Genomic DNA, 19424 nt, shown 5'->3' with positions numbered 1-19424 from the left:
CCGTGCGTAATGGGACCGGGGTCATCCCGCCGAGGAGTCGACCGGCCCGTGCGGTGGTTCGTTGTGTTACCTAACAAACTAGCGGCGCAGGGCGTCCCGGGATAGAGCCACACCATGTCCGGTACACGCGCCGGTCAACGGACGCAGCCCGGGAAGCCCCGCCAGCCCGGCCGCGGTCGCCTCGTCGGCCGGGGTGTAGACGATGAGCCGGGCCTCGGGCGTCCCCGCGAGCAGCATGCTCTGGGTGGAAAGCCGCAGGTCACCGACGTCCGCGTGGCGGAAGATCTTCAACCGGCTGCCGGGCACGGCCACGTCGTGCGACTGCCACGCCGCCGCGAACGCCGGGCTGGCCGCGGACAGGTCGCGCACGAGATTCTCCCAGGCCGGCTCGCCGAGATGCCGGGCGAAGTTGGCCCGCATCGTCGCCGTCATCAACGGCAGCTCATCGGCCAGATTCACGAATGGCATGCAGCAATTCGGCGTCATGTACAAATGCCATAAGGCATTCCGCTCGGTTTCTTTCCGGCTCACGAGATCCGGGAAAAGGCCGGCGTAGACGGGATTCCAGGCGAGCAGGTCGTACCGTCCGTTGTAGACACAGGCGGGCAGCGTCAGGCTGTCCAGGATCAGCTGCACCTGCGGCTCGAGGGGGCAGCCGGCGGGCTGCGCGGTGAACGCGGGGACGTCGGCCAGCCGGTACAGGTGCTCCCGCTCGGCCTCGTCGAGCCGCAACGTGCGCGCGATCGCGTCCAGGACCTGCACGCTCGCGTTGATCGGGCGGCCCTGCTCCAGCCACGTATACCAGGTGACGCCCACCCCGGCGAGCTGCGCCAGCTCCTCCCGGCGCAGCCCCGGCGTCCTGCGCCGGAAGCCCGGCGGCAGGCCCACGTCGGCGGGGCTGATCCTGGCCCGTCGCGAGCGCAGGAACGCGGCCAGCTCGGCGCGGGACGTCGTCATGCCTCCATCTTCGGGCGGCGCCCATCCCGGTGCCAGGTGCTGCCGGTACCAGGATGAGCGGGCTCTCCTCACCGGCACCGGCGCCGCCGGAGGGTGGCTCCATGACCGTTCTAACCGACAGCCCGCCGGCCACCGCACGGACCGGTGGCGTGCTTCTGGCGACCATCCTCGGCGGGCAGTTCATGGCCGTCCTCGACGTCTCGATCGTCAACGTGGCGGTGCCGTCGATCCGCACCGACCTCGGCGCCTCCGGCGCCGGCCTGCAGCTGGTCGTCGCCGGCTACGCCATCGCCTACGCCGTCCTGCTCGTCACCGGCGCCCGCCTCGGTGGCCGCCACGGCCACGGCCGCACCTTCCGGGCCGGCCTGGCCGGCTTCACCGCCGCGTCGCTGCTGTGCGGCCTCGCCCCGTCGACCGGCACGCTGATCGCCTGCCGCCTGCTGCAGGGGATCGCGGCCGCCCTGATGGTGCCGCAGGTGTTCAGCATCATCCAGCGCACCTTCGCCGGCCCCGCCCGCACCCGCGCCCTCGGCCTCTATGGCGCCGTCCTCGCCGGCGCGGCCGTTGTCGGCCAGTCCGCCGGCGGCTTCCTCACCGGCGCCGACCTCTTCGGCACCGCCTGGCGCCCCGTCTTCCTGGTCAACGTCCCGATCGGCGTGATCCTGCTCCTGCTCGGCCGCCGCCATCTGCCGTCCGACCCCGGCACCGACACCCGCCGCCTGGACCCGCTCGGCGTGCTGACCCTCGCCGCCGCGGTGTTCACCCTGGTCCTGCCGCTCGTCCTGGGCCACGGGTCCGGCTGGCCGCCGTGGACCTGGGCCGGTCTCGCCCTGAGCGCCGCCCTCTTCGCCGCGTTCGCGCTCGTCCAGCGCCGCAGCCCGGCGCCGCTCATCTCGGGCGTGGTCCTGCGCTCACCGGGCCTGGTGCCGGCGGCCCTGGCGATCCTGGCCGTGATGGCCTCCTACGCCGGCTTCCTCTTCACGCTCGGCCTGCACACCCAGTCGGACCTGGGCTACGGGCCCGCGAAGGCCGGCCTGGTCCTGGTCCCCGCCGCCCTGGCCTTCGGTCTCAGCAGCCTGAACTGGCGCCGTCTCCCGGCGTCCTGGCACCGCCCCGCGATCACCGTCGCCCTGGTCGTCGTCACCGTCACGTACGCCTGGATGGCCTGGACCATCCGCGACGGCCGCCCGCTGGGCGTCGCCTACCTCTCGGTGAGCGCCCTCTACGGCCTGTGCCTGGGCGCCGCCTTCAGCCCGTTGATCGGGGTCGCCCTGACCCACGTCCCGCCGGCGCTCGCCGGCGACGCCAGCGGTGTCGTCGCCACCGTCACCCAGCTCGCCGCCGTCCTGGGTGTCGCCACCTTCGGCAGCGTGTACCTGTCCCTGGTCCCGTCCCCGTCGGCGGCCGCGACCACCGACCTGACCCTCGCCGTCGCCACCCTCGTGGCCACCGCGGCGAGCCTCCTGATCCCCAGACCGTCCCGGTGACGCGACGGTGCGTCAGAAGGGCTGGCGGGTCCACCGCTGGTTGGCGGCGCCGGTGCAGTCCCAGATGATGACCTGGGTGCCGGCCCCGGTGCCGCCGTTGGCGACGTCGAGGCAGCGGCCCGAGTTGGGGTTGACCAGCGTGCCGTCACCCCGGAAGGTCCACTGCTGGGCGACGGTGCCGTTGCAGGAGTAGAGCTGGACGGCGTTGCCGTTGCCCTTGCCGGCGTTGGCGACGTCGAGGCAGCCGCCGTCGGCGCGGATGCTGCCGTCCGGCCGGATCGTCCAGCGCTGGTTGGTGTTGCGCGAGCCGGCGCGGTCGCAGGCGTCGATGACGGCCTGGTTGTTCTGGCCGGAGCGGTACTCGAGGCACATGCGCGAGCCGACGCCGACGAGCTGGCCCGTCGTCACCTGCGGCGGTGGCGGCGGGGCGGCGCTGGCCGGCTTCGACGGGGACGCCGAGGCGCTCGGCGGCGGGACGGCGGGTGCCGAGGACTTCGACCGGCTCGGCGTCGGGCTCGCCGACGACCGGGTGCCCGACGGGGTCGCGGACGGTGACGCGCCGGCGTCGCGGGTCAGCTCCGGCAGGCCGCCGATGCCCGGGTAGCGCTGCGGGCTGGCGTCGGCGGAGACCGGGGTGCCGTGGTCGCCGCTGCTGACCAGCTGCAGCACGACCGCGGCGGTGACCAGCAGGATGAGGACGGCGACGGCGACCGCGCCGACCGGGTACCGGCGCCAGGCGGCGTTCCGGCGGCGGGCGCCGCGGTAGTCGGGGCCGTCGTCGGTGTCGGCGGGGTCGTCGGTGACGATCGCGATGGCCGGCGGCACGTAGTCGGCCACGGTCGGCGAGTCGTCGGGGGCCAGCAGCACCGGCGCCACCCCGACCGGCGGCGCCGCCGGTACAGCGGCATCCTCCGGCTCGTCGGCGGCCGGGTCGAGCCCGGCCGGATCGAAGGCGGCCGGGTCCACGAGCGCCGGGGCCTCGGCGGCGGGCTTGGCCAGCGCCACGGGCACAGCGGGCACAAGGGGCTCGGCGGGTTCTTCGTCGACCGGCGGCAGCGACTCCGCGGCGCTCGCCCTGAGCTCACCGGCGAGCGTCCCGACGGTCGCCGGGTCGTCCCCCTGTTCAGGATCATCGGTCTCCGGACCGGCCGCGTCAGGACCATCGGCGTCAGGAGCGACGGTGTCGAGGGACGGCGCCTCGGACGACGGGGCCGGAGCGGGTTCCGGCTCGGGTTCGGGCTCGTCGCCCAGGGCGTCCGCGAAGAGGGCGTCGAAGTCCGGCCGGTCGTCCTCGACGGGAGTGACCGGGATCGAAGCGGTCGCGATCGCCGTGGGGCCGCCGCGCCGCTGGCGGGGGATCGCCGCGCCGGCCGGGAACGTCGGCTTCGCCGGGTTGAACGGCTCCGGCAGGAGGGGGACCTTCGCGGTCGCGGAGGCCGTCGGCGGGACGCGATGCCGCGCCGCCCGGTCCGCACGCGGTTCCTGCTCGTTGCCGTCTTCAGCGACGGACATACCCGACGTGCTCCTTCCAACGACCATCACTGCCCGCTGCACCGTAGCCTGCGAAAGCAACAACGCGCGACCGGCCGTTCGGCCCCAACAGGAGCGGTCCGTTGCGATTGGCCGGTAAGTTTTCCCGCATGGCTCCTGACGGCTGGGAAACGTTCGCTGCACAGCACGAGGTGTGGGGGCGGGTGACCGACGGCGCGGCCCACCGTGACCGCGCGGTGACGCTCGTGCGCCAGCTCGCCGCGGCGCGCAGACGGTCCGCGGCCGCACTGCCCGACGACCCGTGGCAGGACGGCGACTTCGCGCTGCGCATGTCGGAGCAGGTGAAGAGCCTGGTCGGCTTCCTGCCGGAGGGCGAGCGGCTCACCGGCGCCGAGGCGGCACTGCTGGTGACGACCCCGTTCCTGCACGACGCGCTGTGGGCCGGCATCGCCGCCGCCGAGCGCGGGGTGCACCCCGGCGACCTCGAGCCGTCCCAGGACGCGTCCAGCGACCGGGCCGCGTTCGAGCGGTTCTCCCAGACCTACGCGCAGCCGCACCGCCGCGCCCTCGTCGCGATCCGCGCGGGCCGGCGGGAGGCGGCCGCGGAGCTCGGCTGGTGGCTGCTGCACCGGTGGATCGGCCGGCGCCCCGCCGCGTATCAGCCGGCGACGATCGAGGCGCTGATCAGGGGGCCGGAGGGCCAGACGCAGGACCTGGCGGGCGCGCTGGACGACGAGCCGCAGAAGCGCCTGGCGGAGCTGCTGCGGGCGATCCGCGCCGACCCGGCGTTCCTCAACCGGCACGACCGGCCCGAGGCGCTGGTCTCGCAGGACCGGCACGGCACGCGGGAGCGGCTGGTCGCGTTCCTGCTGACGATCGCCCGCTGGCTGGCGATCGAGGCGACGGTCCTGCCGGAGGTCATCGGCGAGCACCTCGGCATCGGCGACCCGGTCACGCCGGGCCAGGTGATCGAGACGGTGCACGCGGCCCGCTGGGACCTGCGCGGCGCGACGCTGGTGCTCGCCGCCGACTGCGCCCACCCCTCGATCGAGGTGGCGCTGCGCGTCCACATCGAGACGCTCAACCAGCTGCTCGCCGAGGCCCAGCGGGCGGCGGCCCGGGACGACTCCCTGGCCGCGCTGCGGCACCTGCCCAACCGGGCCGCGACCGACGAGGTGCGCCCGGCGGTCGTCGGCGGTGTCCCGGCCTACCAGTCCGCGGGCGTGCGGTTCCGGCTCGCCGAGGACCGGGTGCGGGAGCTGCTGATGGGCGAGCAGCTCTACGGCGACCCCGCCCTGGCGATCCGGGAGCTGTACCAGAACGCCCTCGACGCGTGCCGCTACCGGGAGGCGCGCACCGAGTTCCTGGCCCGCACCACCGCCGCGGCCCCCGACGCGTGGAGCGGCCGGATCCGCTTCGAGCAGGGCGTCGACGAGTCCGGCCGGCCGTTCCTGGACTGCGTGGACAACGGCATCGGCATGGGCGTCCGCGAGCTGAGCGAGGTGTTCTCGCAGGCCGGCGTGCGGCTGGCGGACCTGCCGGAGTTCCTCGAGGAGCAGGCCGAGTGGGCCCGGCTCGACCCGCCGGTGCAGCTGTTCCCCAACAGCCGGTTCGGCATCGGCGTGCTCAGCTACTTCATGCTCGCCGACGAGCTGACCGTCGAGACCTGCCGGATGGGCCGCGACGGGCAGGCCGGCGAGCGGCTGCGGGTGTCGATCGCGGGGCCGGGCAGCCTGTTCCGCATCCAGGACCTGGGGCCTGGCACCGACTCGGGCACCACGGTGCGGCTGCACCTGCGCGACGGCGTGACCGTCGCGTCGGTGGAGGAGCTGCGCAAGCTGCTGTGGGTGGCCGAGTTCGGCACCGACGCGACCGACGGCGTCGAGACCCAGCAGTGGGCGCCCGGGGAGCTGTCGGAGGCGGCGACCGCCCTCGACGACGAGGACGAGGACGAGGAGGGTGTCGGCGTCGGCGTGGTCGCGGCCGAGGGGTCGCGGGTGTGGTGGTGCAAGGGCACCGGCGCGCTGCTCGCCGACGGTCTCTACGCCGGCAAGGAGATCTTCGGCGCGGTGGTCAACCTGAACCGGGACCTCGCGCCGCGGCTGTCGGTCGACCGGACGAAGATCCTGGCGTACCGCGAGGACGACGTCGACCGGCTGCTGTGGGAGGCGGTGCCGGCCCTGACCGCGCCGGGCACGACGCTGCTCGGCTACGAGTGGCTGTGCCGCCTGGCGCCGATCCGGCCGCTGGTCGCGGACCTCATCTTCGAGCAGGCGATCGAGCGCGGCCACGGTAGGTGGGACATGGACGGCGAGACCGTCGACGCGTCCGTCACCGGCTGCTTCGTGGCCAACGACGGGCCGGTCGGCGGCCCCGACGAGCTGGTCGAGTGGCGGCTGACCGCGCTCGCCGCCGGCGGGCGCTACCGCAAGGTGCTCAAGCCGGGCGCGGACTGGAAGCGGGCGCTGCGCTCCCGGCCGTCGGACGCGCTGCTGCTCAGCGTCGACGTCGACGGCACCGGCCCCTGGCTGGACCCGGTCGACATCGTGCCGCTGGTGCACCTGGTGCGGGCGGCGCGCAAGACCGGGCGGAGCGCGCCGGAGATCGCGGCCCGGCTCGACCAGCTGGGCTACGAGCCGTCGGTGGGCGCCGCGCAGGTGGGCGTCGACCCCGACGACCTGGTGTTCACCAGCCGCGACGTCGACGGGACCCGTCCCTGGATGCACCCGGACCAGCCGGTGCATCTCGTACACCTGCTGCGGGCGGCACACAAGACGGGCCGCCCCATCCAGGAGATCGTCGCGAGGCTGCGGCAGCTGGGCTTCGACGTGGACGTCGACGTGGACATGCTGCCGATCGAGCAGTTCGGCCCGAAGGACCTGACGATCGCCAGCCGGGACCTCGACGGCTCGCACCCGTGGCTCGACCCGCGGGAGCCGGTGACGCGGCTGCACATACTGCGCGCCGCGCACAAGGTCGACCTGCCGGCCGACGAGACCGCGGCGCGGCTGGCGCTGCTCGGCTACCCGCTGGAGCCCGGCTGGGAGGCGCTGACCGTCGAGCCCGACGACCTGGTGCTCATCTCCCGCGACCTGGACAGCACGTCACCGTGGCTGGACCTGCACGAGGAGGTGGCGCCGGTGCACGTGCTGCGCGCCGCCGAGCGGACCGGCCGGCCGGTGGCGGAGGTGGTGGCGCGGCTGCGCGCCTTCGGGTTCACGCTCGGGGGCAACCTCGACGCCCTGGAGACCGTGAAGCTGGAGCCGGAGGACCTGCAGCTGGCCAGCCGCGACCTGGACAGCTCGCAGCCGTGGCTGGACCCGGCGCGGCCGGTGCCGCTGATCCACCTGCTGCGCGCGACGGAGGCGACCGGCCGTGACGTCGCCGACGTGGCCACCAGGCTCGCCGCCGTCGGGTACCGCGTCGACGTCGACCCGGACGCGATCCTGATCGACCACCTGGAGCCCGACGACCTGACGATCACCAGCGAGGACCTCGACGGCTCGGACCCGTGGCTGGACCCGATGAAGGCGGTCCCGACGATCCGCATCCTGCGGGCGGCGCAGCGGACCCGGCGCAGCGTGCACGACATCGCGGCCCGGCTGACGTTCCTCGGCTACGCGGTGAGCCTGCACGGCGCGGGCCCGTCGCTGGACCAGGTGGAGCCCGACGACCTGCTGATCACCAGCCGGGACCTGGACGGCTCGCAGCCGTGGCTGGACCTCGACGAGCAGGTGCCGCTGCCGCACCTGCTGCAGGCGGCCCGCCGGGTGCGCCGGCCGGTGCACGAGATCGCGGCGCGGCTGGAGACGCTGGGCTACAACGTCGACGTCGACCTCAGCAGCATCCAGGTCGACTCGGTGAAGCCCAACGACCTCCTCCTCGCCAGCACCGACCTGGACGGCTCCCGCCCGTGGCTGGACGCGAGCCAGCCGGTGCCGCTCAACCATCTCCTCGCCGCGGCGCAGAAGATCCGCAAGCCGATCGAGGACGTGTCGAGCCGCCTGCGCGCGCTGGGCTACTCGGTGCCGGACGTCGACTCCAGGCTCCCGCGGCTGCGCCCCGGCGGCGTGTAGAGGCGGCCGGCGGTTACGCGCCGGCCGTCGCGTGCAGCGCCGGGAGGAGCTCGGAGCGCGACCAGGTCAGGAACTCCTCCTGGTGGCCGCCGCCGATCTGGACCAGCGCGACGTGGGTGAAGCCGGCGTCGACGTACTTGCGGACCGCCGCGACGTGCCGGTCCACGTCGGGGCCGCACGGCACGGCCGCGGCGACGTCGTCCTCCGTCACGAACGCGGCGGCGTCGTCGAACGCGCGCTGGTCCGGCAGCTCGGCGAGGACCGGCCACTGCAGGCCGAACCAGCGCCACTGGTCCAGGGCCCGCTTGCGGCACTCCGACTCGTCGGGCCCATAGCAGAGCGCGACCTGCCCGTAGGCGGGCCGGCCCGGCAGCCGCAGCGACGCGTCGGGCGTGACGGCGACGGTGCCGTCGAGCGGCTCCGCCAGGTGCATCGAATCGTCGCCGGAGACGGCCAGGACGACCGGCACGCCCTCGTCGGGGCGGTCCCACAGCCGCGCCTCGGGCACGTCGAAGTAGGTGCCGCCGTGGTGCACGGTCTCGCCGGCCAGCAGCGGCCTGATGATCTCGATGGCCTCGGCGAGCATCTCGTGGCGCTGGGTGCGGTGCGGCCACGCGCCGGCGACGTGCTCGTTGAGGTTCTCCCCCGAGCCGAGGCCGAGCGTGAAGCGGCCCTGTGACATCGCGCCGACCGTCGCCGCCTGCTGGGCCACGACCGCGGGGTGGTAGCGGCGGGTCGGGCAGGTCACCATGGTCATCAGTTCGAGGTTCTGGGTGGCGTACGCCGCGGCGCCGAGCACCGACCAGGCGAACGGCGAGTGCCCCTGCTCGACGAGCCACGGGTTGAAGTGGTCCGAGACGGCCGCGAAGTCGTACCCCGCCTCCTCCGCGCGCACCGCGTCGTCGACGAGTTCGCTGGGCCCGGTCTGCTCACACATCAGTGTGTAACCGAAGTTGACCATGGCTTCCGGATACCCCGTGTGGCGAGCGTTACGCGCCTAACCATCATTCTTGGAGAATGCCCAGCGCATGGGCGAGAATCAATCGATGTCTCCCTATCTACAGGTGATCCGGCACCCCGTGCTCAACCGGGTCCTGCCGGGGCTGGTGCTCTCAGCCCTGGGTGACGGCATGAGCGCGGTCGCCGTCGGGTGGCTGGCGCTGCAGCTGGCGCCCGCGGACGCGCGGGGACTGTGGGTCGGGCTCGCCGTCGCCGCGTTCACGCTGCCCGGCGCCGTCGGCACGGTCGTGTTCGCGCCGCTGCTGCGCAACCGTGGCGCCGCGCTGCTCGTCGCGTGGGACGGCGCCCTGCGGGCGGCGCTGCTGGGGACCGTCGCGCTGCTGTCCACCTGCGGCGGGCTGTCGATCGGCCGGTACGTGACGCTGCTCGCCCTGTCGGCGCTGCTGTCGGCGTGGGGCTCGGCCGGGCGGTACACCGTGATCGCGCAGGTCCTGCCGGCCCCGCTGCACCTGCCGGCGAACGCGCTGCTCACCGCCATCGTGGAGGCCTCGACGGTGGCCGGGCCGGCGATCGCCGGGCTGCTGATCGCCTTCCTCGGCGCGCCCACGGTCCTCGCGGTCGACGCCGCCACGTTCGCCGTCCTGGCCGTGTCGTTCCTGCAGATCAAGGCCGACACGCCGGGCGCCGAGGCGGCCGGCGGGACGGCGGACGGACGCAGCGAGGGCTTCGCGGCGATCCGCCGGGATCCCCGCCTGCGCGGGCCGATGGTGCTGACGTTCTGGTTCTTCCTGCTGTTCGGCCCGCTGCCGGTCGCGATGCCGCTGTTCGTGTCCTCCGTGGACGAGATCGGGCTGGTGTACATGGCGTTCGGCGTCGGCGCGGTCATCGGCGCCGTCGTCACCGGCCACCTGCGGCGGCTGGCGCTGTGGCCGGTCATGATCGGCGTGGTGATCGCCTTCGGCCTGCTGCTCATGCCGCTCGGCCTCCCGCTCCCGTTGTGGGGACACATGATCGCGCTCGGGCTGGCCGGGCTCGTGTGGGCGCCGTACCCGACGACCAGCATGTCCCTGGTCCAGCGCACGGTGCCGGCCGGGCGGCTCCCGCCGGTGCTGGCGGCCCGCGGGGCGGTGCTCGTCGTGGCCACGCCCCTCGGCACGCTGCTGGGCGCCCCGCTGGTGCAGGCCGTCGGGGCACCGGCCACGTTCGCCGCCTGCGGCGCGGCGACCACGGCGGTGGGCCTGCTCGCGCTCGCCACGCTGTTGCGTGAGCGGCGGCGGTTACGCGACGTCGTCCAGCACGTTGCGGTAGGAGCACAGCCGCCGGGTGTACTCGCGGAGCACGTCGATCGCCTCGTCGAGGTCCTCGGTCAGCACGTCGGGCAGGTCGATGAGCAGCCGCCGGCCGTCGACCGTGCCGTAGCCGCTGACCTCGAACGCGCCCTCCCGCACCCATAGGTCGACGCCGAGGTCGACGGTGGTCCGGTCGTACCGCAGCACCACGCCGACCAGGGCGAACGGCGCCTCACCGGGTCCGATGCGACCGATCAGCTCCCAGTGCATGGGGCCGTGCGTGGCGGCGACCTGCTGCCCGTACCGCTGGAAATCCTCACAGGCGTCGTTGAGCGCACCGAGCAGTGTGGCGGCCCCACCCGACCTCGCGTCCATGATCATCCTCCTGCTGCGCGATAGGCGGCGCCCACCCCGGTCGGGGTGGTGCCGTTGCTGTAGAGACCGGTGTCGCCCGTTTTCGAGCTGTACAGGATGAACCAGGCATACCGTTCGACGAACGACAGTCCTTCGAGCATCGCCGTGGAGCTCTTCACGAAGCTGACCTGCTGGTCCACGGTCGGGTAGACGGTGCCGTTCTCGAACCGCATCAGCGCGTACTCGGTCAGCCAGATGGGCAGCTTGTACCGGTTGTACACGTTCTGCAGGTAGCGCTTGAGCTGGTTCGGCGCGTCCGGTCCGAAGTCGCCGCCGTACCAGTGCAGCGTGATGAAGTCGACCCGGTAGCCGCGCTGCTTCGCCCCGCTCATGAAGCGGTCGAGCCAGCCGCCGGGGGTGTCGCCGCCGTACGCGACGGACGGGCTGCCGAGCCGCAGGCCGGACGCCTGCAGCTTCGGCCACAGGTCGAGGACCTGCTCGGGGCTCATGTTCGACTGCTCTTTGAGGTCGGGCTCGTTGAACCCGAGCAGCACCTTGCCGTTCTGCTTGGCCTTGGCGACGTCGGCGTCGACGTTCGCGGTGCCCCACACCATCGGCACGAACTCGACGCCGCTGGTCGCGCCGAAGCTCGGCGCCGGCGACCAGTTGTAGTACCAGCCGGCCTTCATGTCCTTGACGGCCGCCTGATTGAAGTTGACCTTGCCGTTGGTGCTGATGCCCTTCTTCGGGCTCTTCACAGCCGGCGGCAGCGCTTGTTTCGAGGGGGTCGCGCTCGACGGTGGAGCGCTGCTCGGAATTTGTACGGCGGGGCTCGCGCTCTGGCCCTGCTGTGCGGACGGCGACTCCCCCGGCTGGGACACGACCGCGGGCTTCTGCTCGCCGCTGGTGGCCACGTAGACGGCGCCGGCCGCCCCCGCGATCGCGACGGTCGCGGCGACGCCCGCGAGGGCCGGCTTCGCGGCGCCGAACCAGCCCGCGATGAGCGCTTTGAAGCCACTCCCACCCAGCGTCAGCGCTCCGGTCTTGGCCGCCGCCGCGCTGAACACGAACGGGACCGGCACCAGCGAGATCCCGGCGAGGAGGCGCTCCGCGGCGACCATGTCGGTCCACGCCCGGTCGCACCGCTGGCACTCGCGGGTGTGGCGGGCCAGCCGCTTGCGCCACAGCGCGCTCGGCCGCCCGTCCCAGCTGGTCACGATCGCCTGCAGCTCGGGGCAGCGGGGCCGCACGGCGAGTGCCCGCACGACCGCGCGGGCCGCGTCGAGCTGCGCCTTCATCCGCTGGATCCGCACCGCCGCGTGCTGCCTGGTGATGTGCAGTGCCTCGACGACCTCGTCGCGCTCCAGCTGCCCGGCGGCCTCCAGCCACCACAGCGACAGCAGCTCCCGGTCGTCGTGGTCGAGCCACCGGGTCGCCTCCGCGACCTCCTGGCGCTGCCCCGACAGGCGCAGCCTGGTGATCGCGAGGTCGGCGAAGTCGGCGCCCGGGTCCGCGGTGTCGGTCGGGTCGGCCCAGTCACCGACCAGCGGCGCCTGGGTCTGCCTGCGGTGCCGGTCCCTGACCTGGTGCATCGCGATGGCCACGGCCCACGACCGGAAGCTCTCCGGCTCACGCAGCCGCGGCAGCCCGTCGACGATCCGGAGCATGGTCTCCTGCACCACGTCGTCGACGTCGGCGTGCCCCTGCAACGCCCGCCCGACGATGTTGTAGATCAGCGGCAGGTACTCGGCGACCAGGGCGTCAAGCGCCCGCTGGTCACCGTCCCGCGCCGCGATCACCGTGGCCGTGCCCATCCGCATCCTCCTGTCGAACTATTCAGGAGACGAAGCAGCTCAGGGTCAATAACGCTTTCTCTCCGACTTTTCCAGGTCACGTTGGGCTTCCTTCCCGCTACGTTCGGTCCCCGTTCGGCTTCACCGGCGCGCTGCCTTCGCGACGGGCGTGGCGGGTGGGGCAGAATGCAGGATCGTGACGACCTCCATTCAGGCGCGGATCGCCGAAGAGCTCGGTGTCAGGGAGCGGCAGGTGGCCGCCGCGGTCGAGCTGCTCGACGGCGGCGCGACCGTGCCCTTCATCGCCCGGTATCGCAAAGAAGCGACCGAGATGCTCGACGACACCCAGTTGCGCACCCTGGAGGAGCGGCTGCGCTACCTCCGGGAGATGGAGGAGCGCCGGACGGCGATCATCGAGTCGATCCGCACCCAGGGCAAGCTCGACGACGCCCTGCTGGCGCAGATCATGGCCGCGGACTCCAAGGCCCGGCTCGAGGACATCTACCTGCCGTACAAGCCGAAGCGGCGGACCAAGGCGATGATCGCCCGCGAGGCCGGCCTGGAGCCGCTCGCCGACGGGCTGCTCGCCGACCCCACCGTCGAGCCGCTCGCCGCCGCCGCGGTCTTCGTCGACCCCGACAAGGGCGTCGCCGACGCCGCCGCGGCCCTCGACGGGGCGCGGGCGATCCTGGTCGAGCGCTTCTCCGAGGACGCCGACCTCATCGGCTCGCTGCGCGAGACGATGTGGGGGCAGGGCCGCCTCGTGTCGAAGATGCGCGACGGCAAGGAGGCCGACGGGGCGAAGTTCTCCGACTACTTCGACTTCAGCGAGCCCTTCACCAAGCTGCCCTCGCACCGCATCCTCGCCATGTTCCGCGGCGAGAAGGAGGAGATGCTGGACCTGGTGCTGGAGCCCACCCAGGATCCTGATCTCCCGTCGCTGTACGAGCCGACGATCGCCTCGAAGTTCGGCATCCGCGACGAGGGCCGGCCCGGCGACAAGTGGCTCAACGACACGGTCCGCTGGGCCTGGCGCACCCGCATCCTCGTCCACCTCGGGATCGACCTGCGGATGCGGCTGTGGCAGGCGGCCGAGGAGGAGGCGGTCCGGGTCTTCGCCGCCAACCTGCGCGACCTGCTGCTCGCCGCGCCGGCCGGCACCCGCGCCACGATGGGCCTCGACCCGGGCTTCCGCACCGGCGTGAAGGTCGCCGTCGTCGACGCCACCGGCAAGGTCGTCGACACGCACACGATCTACCCGCACGTGCCGCAGAACAAGTGGAACGAGTCGCTCGCGATCCTCGCCGCCCTCTGCCAGAAGCACGACGTCCAGCTGATCTCGATCGGCAACGGCACCGCCTCCCGTGAGACCGACAAGCTCGCCGCCGACCTGATCAAGCAGTTCCCGCAGCTCAACGTCACCAAGGTGATGGTCTCCGAGGCCGGCGCGTCGGTGTATTCGGCCTCGGCCTTCGCCGCGCAGGAGCTGCCCGGCATGGACGTGTCGCTGCGCGGCGCCGTCTCCATCGCCCGCCGCCTGCAGGACCCCCTCGCCGAGCTGGTGAAGATCGACCCCAAGTCCATCGGCGTCGGGCAGTACCAGCACGACCTGTCCGAGTCGAAGCTGTCGCGCTCCCTCGACGCGGTGGTCGAGGACTGCGTCAACGGCGTCGGCGTCGACGTCAACACGGCCTCCGCGCCCCTGCTGACCCGCGTCTCGGGCATCGGCGGCAGCCTGGCCGACGCGATCGTCGCGCACCGCGACGCGAACGGGCCCTTCCGCTCGCGCAAGTCCCTCAAGGACGTGGCCCGGCTCGGCCCGAAGGCGTTCGAGCAGTGCGCGGGCTTCCTGCGCATCCCCGACGGCGACGACCCCTTGGACTCCTCCAGCGTCCACCCCGAGGCCTATCCGGTGGTCCGCCGCATCCTGGCCGCGACCGGCACCGACATGAAGGCCCTCATCGGCAACGGCACGGCCCTGGCCCGGTTGAATCCGGCCGACTTCGTCGACGACACCTTCGGCCTGCCGACCGTCACCGACATCCTCAAGGAGCTGGAGAAGCCGGGCCGCGACCCCCGCCCCGCCTTCAAGACCGCCACCTTCGCCGACGGCGTCGAGAAGATCTCCGACCTCACCCCCGGCATGCTGCTGGAAGGCGTGGTCACCAACGTGGCGGCGTTCGGCGCCTTCGTCGACGTCGGCGTCCACCAGGACGGCCTGGTCCACGTGTCGGCGCTGTCCTACACGTTCGTGAAGGACCCCCGCGAGGTCGTCAAGCCCGGCGACATCGTGCGCGTCAAGGTCCTCGACGTCGACATCCCCCGCAAGCGCATCTCCCTCACCCTGCGCCTCGACGACGAGGCCCAGCAGTCCGGCGCCCCCGGCGGCGGCCCTTCCGGCGGCCAGCGCGGCGCGGGAGCGCCTGGCGGCCGCGGCGGCCAGGGCGGCGGCGGTCCCCGCAGCTCGGGCGGCGGCCGCGGCTCGGGCGGTGCGGGCACCGGCGGCGGCCAGCGCGGCGGCGGCTCGGGCGGCGCCGGCGGGTCCGGCGGCCAGCGTGGTGGCTCGGGCGGCCGCGGCAGCGACTCCCGCGGCGGCGGTGGCGGTCGCCAGCGCGACGGTGGCGGCCTGCAGAACAGCGCCCTCGCCGACGCACTCCGCCGGGCGGGCCTCGACAAGGGCCTCGACGGCCTCAACAAGAAGTAGCAGTCCCCGCGACGGCCCGGGAGCGTGATTTCCCTGCTCCCGGGCCGTTCCGCACCCACTCACCGACTCCGGCCACTCGCCGCGTGCCGGGTGCTCGCCGCAGGCCGGGTGCCCGCCGCAGGCCGGGTGCCCGCCGCAGGCCGGGTGCCCGCCGCGGGCGGGCGCCGCCGGTCGATCGGCGTGCCGGCGCCGCGACAGCCCGGCGGCGCGGTCGTGCCGGCTGGAGCGCATGCCATCGACGCACGCGCCGCCGCGGCGGAAATCGACGCCGGCGGCGCTCCGCTCACGTCCGACCGCCGACCTGGCGCTCGATCCTCCGCCATCGCCCCGACCAACCCGGGCAATCTCGGCCAGACACCGCCCGACGCGGGTCTCGAACCGCCGCGCTGGCTGTGAGCTCACCCGCCGGGTGCGGGCGCCGGTCGAGGGCCTGGCTCTTCGCAGATAGACGTTGCGCGATCCACCGGCCGATCATCTGGGGGTGGATCGCGCGGTGTCTATGCGGCGACGGTCAGCGGAGGCGCCAGATGGTGGTGCGCATCGCGCACTGGTCTTCGAGTTTCACGCGGACCGGGACCTCGTACGTGGCGAGCGCCTCGAACAGGCGGGTGGGCAGGTAGCCGCGGCCGGGGTCGCCGACCAGGACCTCCGCGCCGCTGCGGCGCAGGTAGCCGAGGACCCGCTCGGCCACGGGACCGCTGTAGAAGACGTCGCCGGCGACGATGACCTCGGCGTCGACCGGGACGGACGAGGTGACGATGTCGACGCCGTTGGCCCGGGCGTTGCGGGCGCAGGCCGCCAGGGCCGCCGGGTCGGTGTCGACCGCGGTGACCGTGCAGGCGCCGGCGCGGGCCGCAGCGATGCCGACCAGCCCCGAGCCGGCGCCCAGGTCCATGACGCTGCGGCCGGCCACGTACAGCGGCTGATCCAGCAGGAAGCGACCGAGCGCCATCCCGCCGGGCCACGCGAACGACCAGAACGGCGGGGGCTCATCGCTGCGGTACGAACCCCCGGTGGCGTCGAACAGGCCCGCGTCCTCGTCGGCAAGGTCGAGGGTGAGCTCGGGCAGCAGCGGAAGGATCATGCCGCCGCTGCCGGGAAGCGGTGGATGTTGGACTCGACCCAGGTCCGCAGGTGCGCGAGCGGCGCGCACGCGTCCCGGCCGAGCGGGGTCAGCTCGTATTCGACCCGCAGCGGCACCTCGGCGAACACCTTCCGGGTGATCAACCCGTGCTCCTCCAACTTGCGCAGGGTGACGGTGAGGACCTTCGGGCTGATGCCCTGCAGTCGGGTCCGTAGGCTACCGAAGCGCCGCGGCCCGTCTTCCAGCGCGCCGAGGGCGAGCGCGCTCCACTTGTTGGCGAGCAGGTCGAGCATGTCTCGGCACGGGCAGCAGGCCGCGTAGACGTCGTCGGGCACGCGGCCAACAGTACCCAATGGAAACTCATCACCCTTGCGGGTAACTAGGGCGCTTTGGATAGCGTCGGCGGCATGAGTACGAACATGCCGGCCGTGATCAGCACGGCGGACGGCCTCAGGGACGTCGAACTGCCGGTGCCCGCACCCGGCCCGCGGGACCTGCTCGTGCGGGTGAAGGCGGTCTCGGTCAACCCGGTGGACCACAAGGTCCGCAAGGGCGGCGGGGACAGGGTGCTCGGCTGGGACGCGGCCGGGGTGGTCGTGGCCGTGGGCGGCGAGGTGACGCTCTTCACGCCGGGCGACGAGGTGTACTACGCGGGCAGCATCGACCGCCCCGGCGCCAACTCGGCGCTGCACCTGGTCGACGAGCGGATCGTGGGGCGCAAGCCGCGCTCGCTGGACTTCGCGTCGGCGGCCGCGCTGCCGCTGACGACGATCACGGCGTGGGAGACGCTGTTCGACCGGTTCCGCCTCTCGGAACAGTCGACGGGCACGCTGCTGGTGCTCGGCGCCGCGGGCGGGGTCGGCTCGATGATGATCCAGCTGGCGCGGGCCCTGACCGGCCTGACCGTGATCGGCACCGCGTCCCGCGCCGAGTCGCGTGACTGGGCGCTTTCGCTCGGCGCGCACGACGTCGTACACCACGACGACCTCCCCACGGAGGTGGACTACATCTTCTCGCCGAGCACGGGGCGGCCCGGCCTGATCGAGCGCTTCGCCGAGATCCTGCGGCCCGGCGGGGCGATCACCGCGATCGACGAGCCCGCGGGACTGGACCTGCTGCCGCTCAAGGCGAAGAGCATCAGCTTCCACTGGGAGCTGATGTTCACCCGCCCGCTGTTCCAGACCCCGGACATGATCGCCCAGCACGAGCTGCTGGACCGGGTCGCCGCGCTCGTCGACGCCGGCACCATCCGCTCCACGCTGACGACCCGGCTGGACGGCCTGAACGCGGCGTCGCTCACACGTGCCCACGAAATGGTTGAATCCGGACATATGGTCGGCAAGGTCGTGGTGGCTGAGCCGCTAGAGTGATGGCATCTCCCCATCCCCCGTGGGAAGGATCATCGTGGACTGGCCACCGTTCCTTGAGTTCAGCGTGCCCGCCGCGCTGGCCGTCTGGGCCGCCGCGGTGGCGGTGACCCTTTGGCGCTCCCGCCCCCGGCTGCCCGAGCCCGGGCCGGCGCGCACCGACCTGCCGGGACAGGAGCCGCCGGCGGTGGTCAGCCTGATGGTCAACCGGTGGCGTTCCGACGAGGACGCGATCGACAGCACGCTGCTCGACCTGGCCGCGCGGGGCTTCCTGGAGCTGCGCGAGACCGGCGACGACCCGGTGCAGACGACGGCCCGCCTGCGCAAGGGCGACGGCCGGAGCCTGACGCCGTACGAGCAGCAGATCCTCGACCGGGTCCACCACCTGTCGGTCAACGGGGAGACGACCCTGACCAGCCTGGCGTTCGACAGCTGGACAGAGGCCCGCAGGTGGCGCCGCACCTTCTACCGCGCCGTGGTCGCCGAGGCCCGCACCCGCGGCCTCTGCACCCCCCGCCTGGCCCCGAAGACCCGCCGCGCCCTGCTCCTCGGCGCGATCCTGCCCGCGCTCCTGATGTTCATCACCTGGTGGTGGGTGGACAGCGAGCTCAGCGCCAAGGTCCCCGACCAGGTCACCGGCGCGATCATCGGCGCCGCCGCGGTCTACCTGGCGCAGTACTTCGTGGTCGACTTCAACTGGGCCGACCAGACCACCCCCGAGGGCGTGGCCGCGACGGAGAGCTGGCTCGGCCTGCGCGAACACCTGACAACCGTCGAGGGCGTGGCCGACCTGGCCCCGGCCGACGTCGCTTCCTGGGGCCGCGAGATGGCGTACGCATCAGCCCTGGGCGTCCTGTCCGCAGACGACGCCCTGGTCCGCCTCACCCCCGGCGCCCGCTCACGCTGACCCCTCCAGGAGACCGACCGATCTTCCCCCAGCCCGACTGATCTCCTGAAGCCCCGGCTGACCCCCGGAGGACGCCTCTCCCGGAGCCTGGCTGTTCCCGGGGCCCGCTCGCGCTGACCGGGTTGCCCTCTTCACGGCCGCTCTAGCGCCAGCGCCGTAACCAGCGGCTTCGAGGACGCGGCGTTCCGCCGTCGTCACGGACCCCCCACCCCGGCACCGCAACAGCGGCCGCGACGTCTTGCCCCTTCACGGACGCCCCACCGCGGCACCACAAACAACGGCCCGCGACGTTTTGCCCCTTTCACGGACGCCTCACCCCGGCACCGCAACAGCGGCCACGACGTCTTTCCCCTTCACAGCCGCCCTAGCCCCGGGCGCCGCGACCAACGGCGCGAGCACACGGCGTCCCCCGCCCTCGCCACGGACATCGCCACGCCGGCACCGCAAATTTGGCCGCGAGTGCGCAGCGTTTTCGCCCCCTTCGCGGGAGCCGCGTTGGCAACCACGGATGGCCGCAGCGGCACCGCGACCAGCGGCCCAGGGACGTGGCGCCCGCTCTGTTTCACCCCCGGAGGTCCCGCACCGCGCCGCCCTGGATCTCGGCAGGCCCCAAGGCTCTCGATGCCGCCCCGCTCACGCTGGCACCCGAAGCCCGACTGGCGCGGAGCCCACTCGCGCTGACACCCGAAGCTGCCGGCACTGACCGGGAGCGAATCCAAGCCATCTGCGCCGACCAGGTGCGATGCCTTTCCCCTTCACGGACGTCCTCGCGCCGGCGACGCGCCTTTTGCAGGCGTCCTCGCGCCGGCGACGCGAAACGGCCGACCGGCCCGTGCCCGCCCCGCGCCGGGCTCTAGCCTCAACGCCGTTCAGTTAGGTGGTTCGGTGGTTCGTCAAGGGCGTGTCTGAGACGTGAAGCAGCGGAGCTCCGGTATAGAGGGTGGTCACTCTAAGA

General features: G+C 73.1%; 12 protein-coding genes. 6 read left to right on the top strand and 6 right to left on the bottom strand.

The genetic code is table 11. The features are described 5' to 3' along the window. Positions 1-78: 78 nt before the first annotated feature. On the bottom strand, positions 79-957 hold the full coding sequence (locus tag AB0I21_RS46925) for a helix-turn-helix transcriptional regulator (RefSeq protein WP_360570873.1): 879 nt from the start codon (positions 955-957) through the stop codon (positions 79-81). Between the two features lie 101 nt (positions 958-1058). Between AB0I21_RS46925 and AB0I21_RS46920 the strand changes: the two genes are divergently transcribed. Next, a complete protein-coding gene (locus AB0I21_RS46920) occupies positions 1059-2444 on the top strand; it encodes an MFS transporter (protein ID WP_360570871.1) in 1386 nt (461 codons plus the stop codon). A gap of 12 nt (positions 2445-2456) precedes the next feature. Here the strand turns inward: AB0I21_RS46920 and AB0I21_RS46915 are convergent, their stop codons facing one another. Next, entirely contained in the window at positions 2457-3956 is a 1500-nt protein-coding gene (locus AB0I21_RS46915; RefSeq protein ID WP_360570869.1) for an RICIN domain-containing protein, read from the bottom strand. 128 nt (positions 3957-4084) lie between these two features. On the opposite strand from AB0I21_RS46915, the gene AB0I21_RS46910 reads away from it, so the two are divergent. Then, entirely contained in the window at positions 4085-8011 is a 3927-nt protein-coding gene (locus tag AB0I21_RS46910; protein WP_360570867.1) for a hypothetical protein, read from the top strand. 13 nt (positions 8012-8024) lie between these two features. Here AB0I21_RS46910 and AB0I21_RS46905 read toward each other — a convergent pair whose 3' ends face one another. Beyond that, positions 8025-8972 carry a TIGR03557 family F420-dependent LLM class oxidoreductase gene (locus tag AB0I21_RS46905; RefSeq protein WP_360570865.1) on the bottom strand — a complete coding sequence of 316 codons (948 nt, stop codon included), beginning with the start codon at positions 8970-8972 and terminating at the stop codon, positions 8025-8027. Positions 8973-9057: 85 nt separating this feature from the next. Between AB0I21_RS46905 and AB0I21_RS46900 the strand changes: the two genes are divergently transcribed. Next, on the top strand, positions 9058-10425 hold the full coding sequence (locus tag AB0I21_RS46900; RefSeq protein WP_360570863.1) for an MFS transporter: 1368 nt from the start codon (positions 9058-9060) through the stop codon (positions 10423-10425). 212 nt (positions 10426-10637) lie between these two features. Here AB0I21_RS46900 and AB0I21_RS46895 read toward each other — a convergent pair whose 3' ends face one another. Next, positions 10638-12428 carry a sigma-70 family RNA polymerase sigma factor gene (locus AB0I21_RS46895; RefSeq protein WP_360570861.1) on the bottom strand — a complete coding sequence of 597 codons (1791 nt, stop codon included), beginning with the start codon at positions 12426-12428 and terminating at the stop codon, positions 10638-10640. A gap of 175 nt (positions 12429-12603) precedes the next feature. Here AB0I21_RS46895 and AB0I21_RS46890 point away from each other — a divergent pair, with 175 nt between their 5' ends. Further along, a complete protein-coding gene (locus AB0I21_RS46890) occupies positions 12604-15111 on the top strand; it encodes a Tex family protein (RefSeq protein ID WP_360570858.1) in 2508 nt (835 codons plus the stop codon). Positions 15112-15622: 511 nt separating this feature from the next. Here the strand turns inward: AB0I21_RS46890 and AB0I21_RS46885 are convergent. Next, positions 15623-16195 carry a 50S ribosomal protein L11 methyltransferase gene (locus AB0I21_RS46885; RefSeq protein WP_360570856.1) on the bottom strand — a complete coding sequence of 191 codons (573 nt, stop codon included), beginning with the start codon at positions 16193-16195 and terminating at the stop codon, positions 15623-15625. Then, entirely contained in the window at positions 16192-16530 is a 339-nt protein-coding gene (locus AB0I21_RS46880; RefSeq protein ID WP_344515169.1) for a helix-turn-helix domain-containing protein, read from the bottom strand. The genes AB0I21_RS46885 and AB0I21_RS46880 overlap by 4 nt, the downstream gene beginning before the upstream one ends. 72 nt (positions 16531-16602) lie before the next feature. Here AB0I21_RS46880 and AB0I21_RS46875 point away from each other — a divergent pair, with 72 nt between their 5' ends. Further along, entirely contained in the window at positions 16603-17565 is a 963-nt protein-coding gene (locus AB0I21_RS46875; RefSeq protein ID WP_360570854.1) for a zinc-binding alcohol dehydrogenase family protein, read from the top strand. 34 nt (positions 17566-17599) lie between these two features. After that, the gene (locus AB0I21_RS46870; protein ID WP_360570852.1) at positions 17600-18469 is read left to right on the top strand and encodes a hypothetical protein; all 870 of its coding nucleotides are present in this window, start codon (positions 17600-17602) and stop codon (positions 18467-18469) included. The last annotated feature ends 955 nt before the right edge of the window (positions 18470-19424 follow it).

This window comes from Dactylosporangium sp. NPDC050588 (assembly GCF_040654975.1).
Classification (GTDB): domain Bacteria; phylum Actinomycetota; class Actinomycetes; order Mycobacteriales; family Micromonosporaceae; genus Dactylosporangium; species Dactylosporangium maewongense.
Note: the sequence above shows the minus strand (reverse complement) of the source record. Positions and strands in the feature narration are given on the sequence as shown.

What these genes read in the sequence shown, in the direction of transcription:
- AB0I21_RS46925 (WP_360570873.1), bottom strand. Translation starts at nt 957, where the DNA reads ATGACGACGTCCCGCGCCGAGCTGGCCGCGTTCCTGCGCTCGCGACGG.
- AB0I21_RS46920 (WP_360570871.1), top strand. Translation starts at nt 1,059, where the DNA reads ATGACCGTTCTAACCGACAGCCCGCCGGCCACCGCACGGACCGGTGGC.
- AB0I21_RS46915 (WP_360570869.1), bottom strand. Translation starts at nt 3,956, where the DNA reads ATGTCCGTCGCTGAAGACGGCAACGAGCAGGAACCGCGTGCGGACCGG.
- AB0I21_RS46910 (WP_360570867.1), top strand. Translation starts at nt 4,085, where the DNA reads ATGGCTCCTGACGGCTGGGAAACGTTCGCTGCACAGCACGAGGTGTGG.
- AB0I21_RS46905 (WP_360570865.1), bottom strand. Translation starts at nt 8,972, where the DNA reads ATGGTCAACTTCGGTTACACACTGATGTGTGAGCAGACCGGGCCCAGC.
- AB0I21_RS46900 (WP_360570863.1), top strand. Translation starts at nt 9,058, where the DNA reads ATGTCTCCCTATCTACAGGTGATCCGGCACCCCGTGCTCAACCGGGTC.
- AB0I21_RS46895 (WP_360570861.1), bottom strand. Translation starts at nt 12,428, where the DNA reads ATGGGCACGGCCACGGTGATCGCGGCGCGGGACGGTGACCAGCGGGCG.
- AB0I21_RS46885 (WP_360570856.1), bottom strand. Translation starts at nt 16,195, where the DNA reads ATGATCCTTCCGCTGCTGCCCGAGCTCACCCTCGACCTTGCCGACGAG.
- AB0I21_RS46875 (WP_360570854.1), top strand. Translation starts at nt 16,603, where the DNA reads ATGAGTACGAACATGCCGGCCGTGATCAGCACGGCGGACGGCCTCAGG.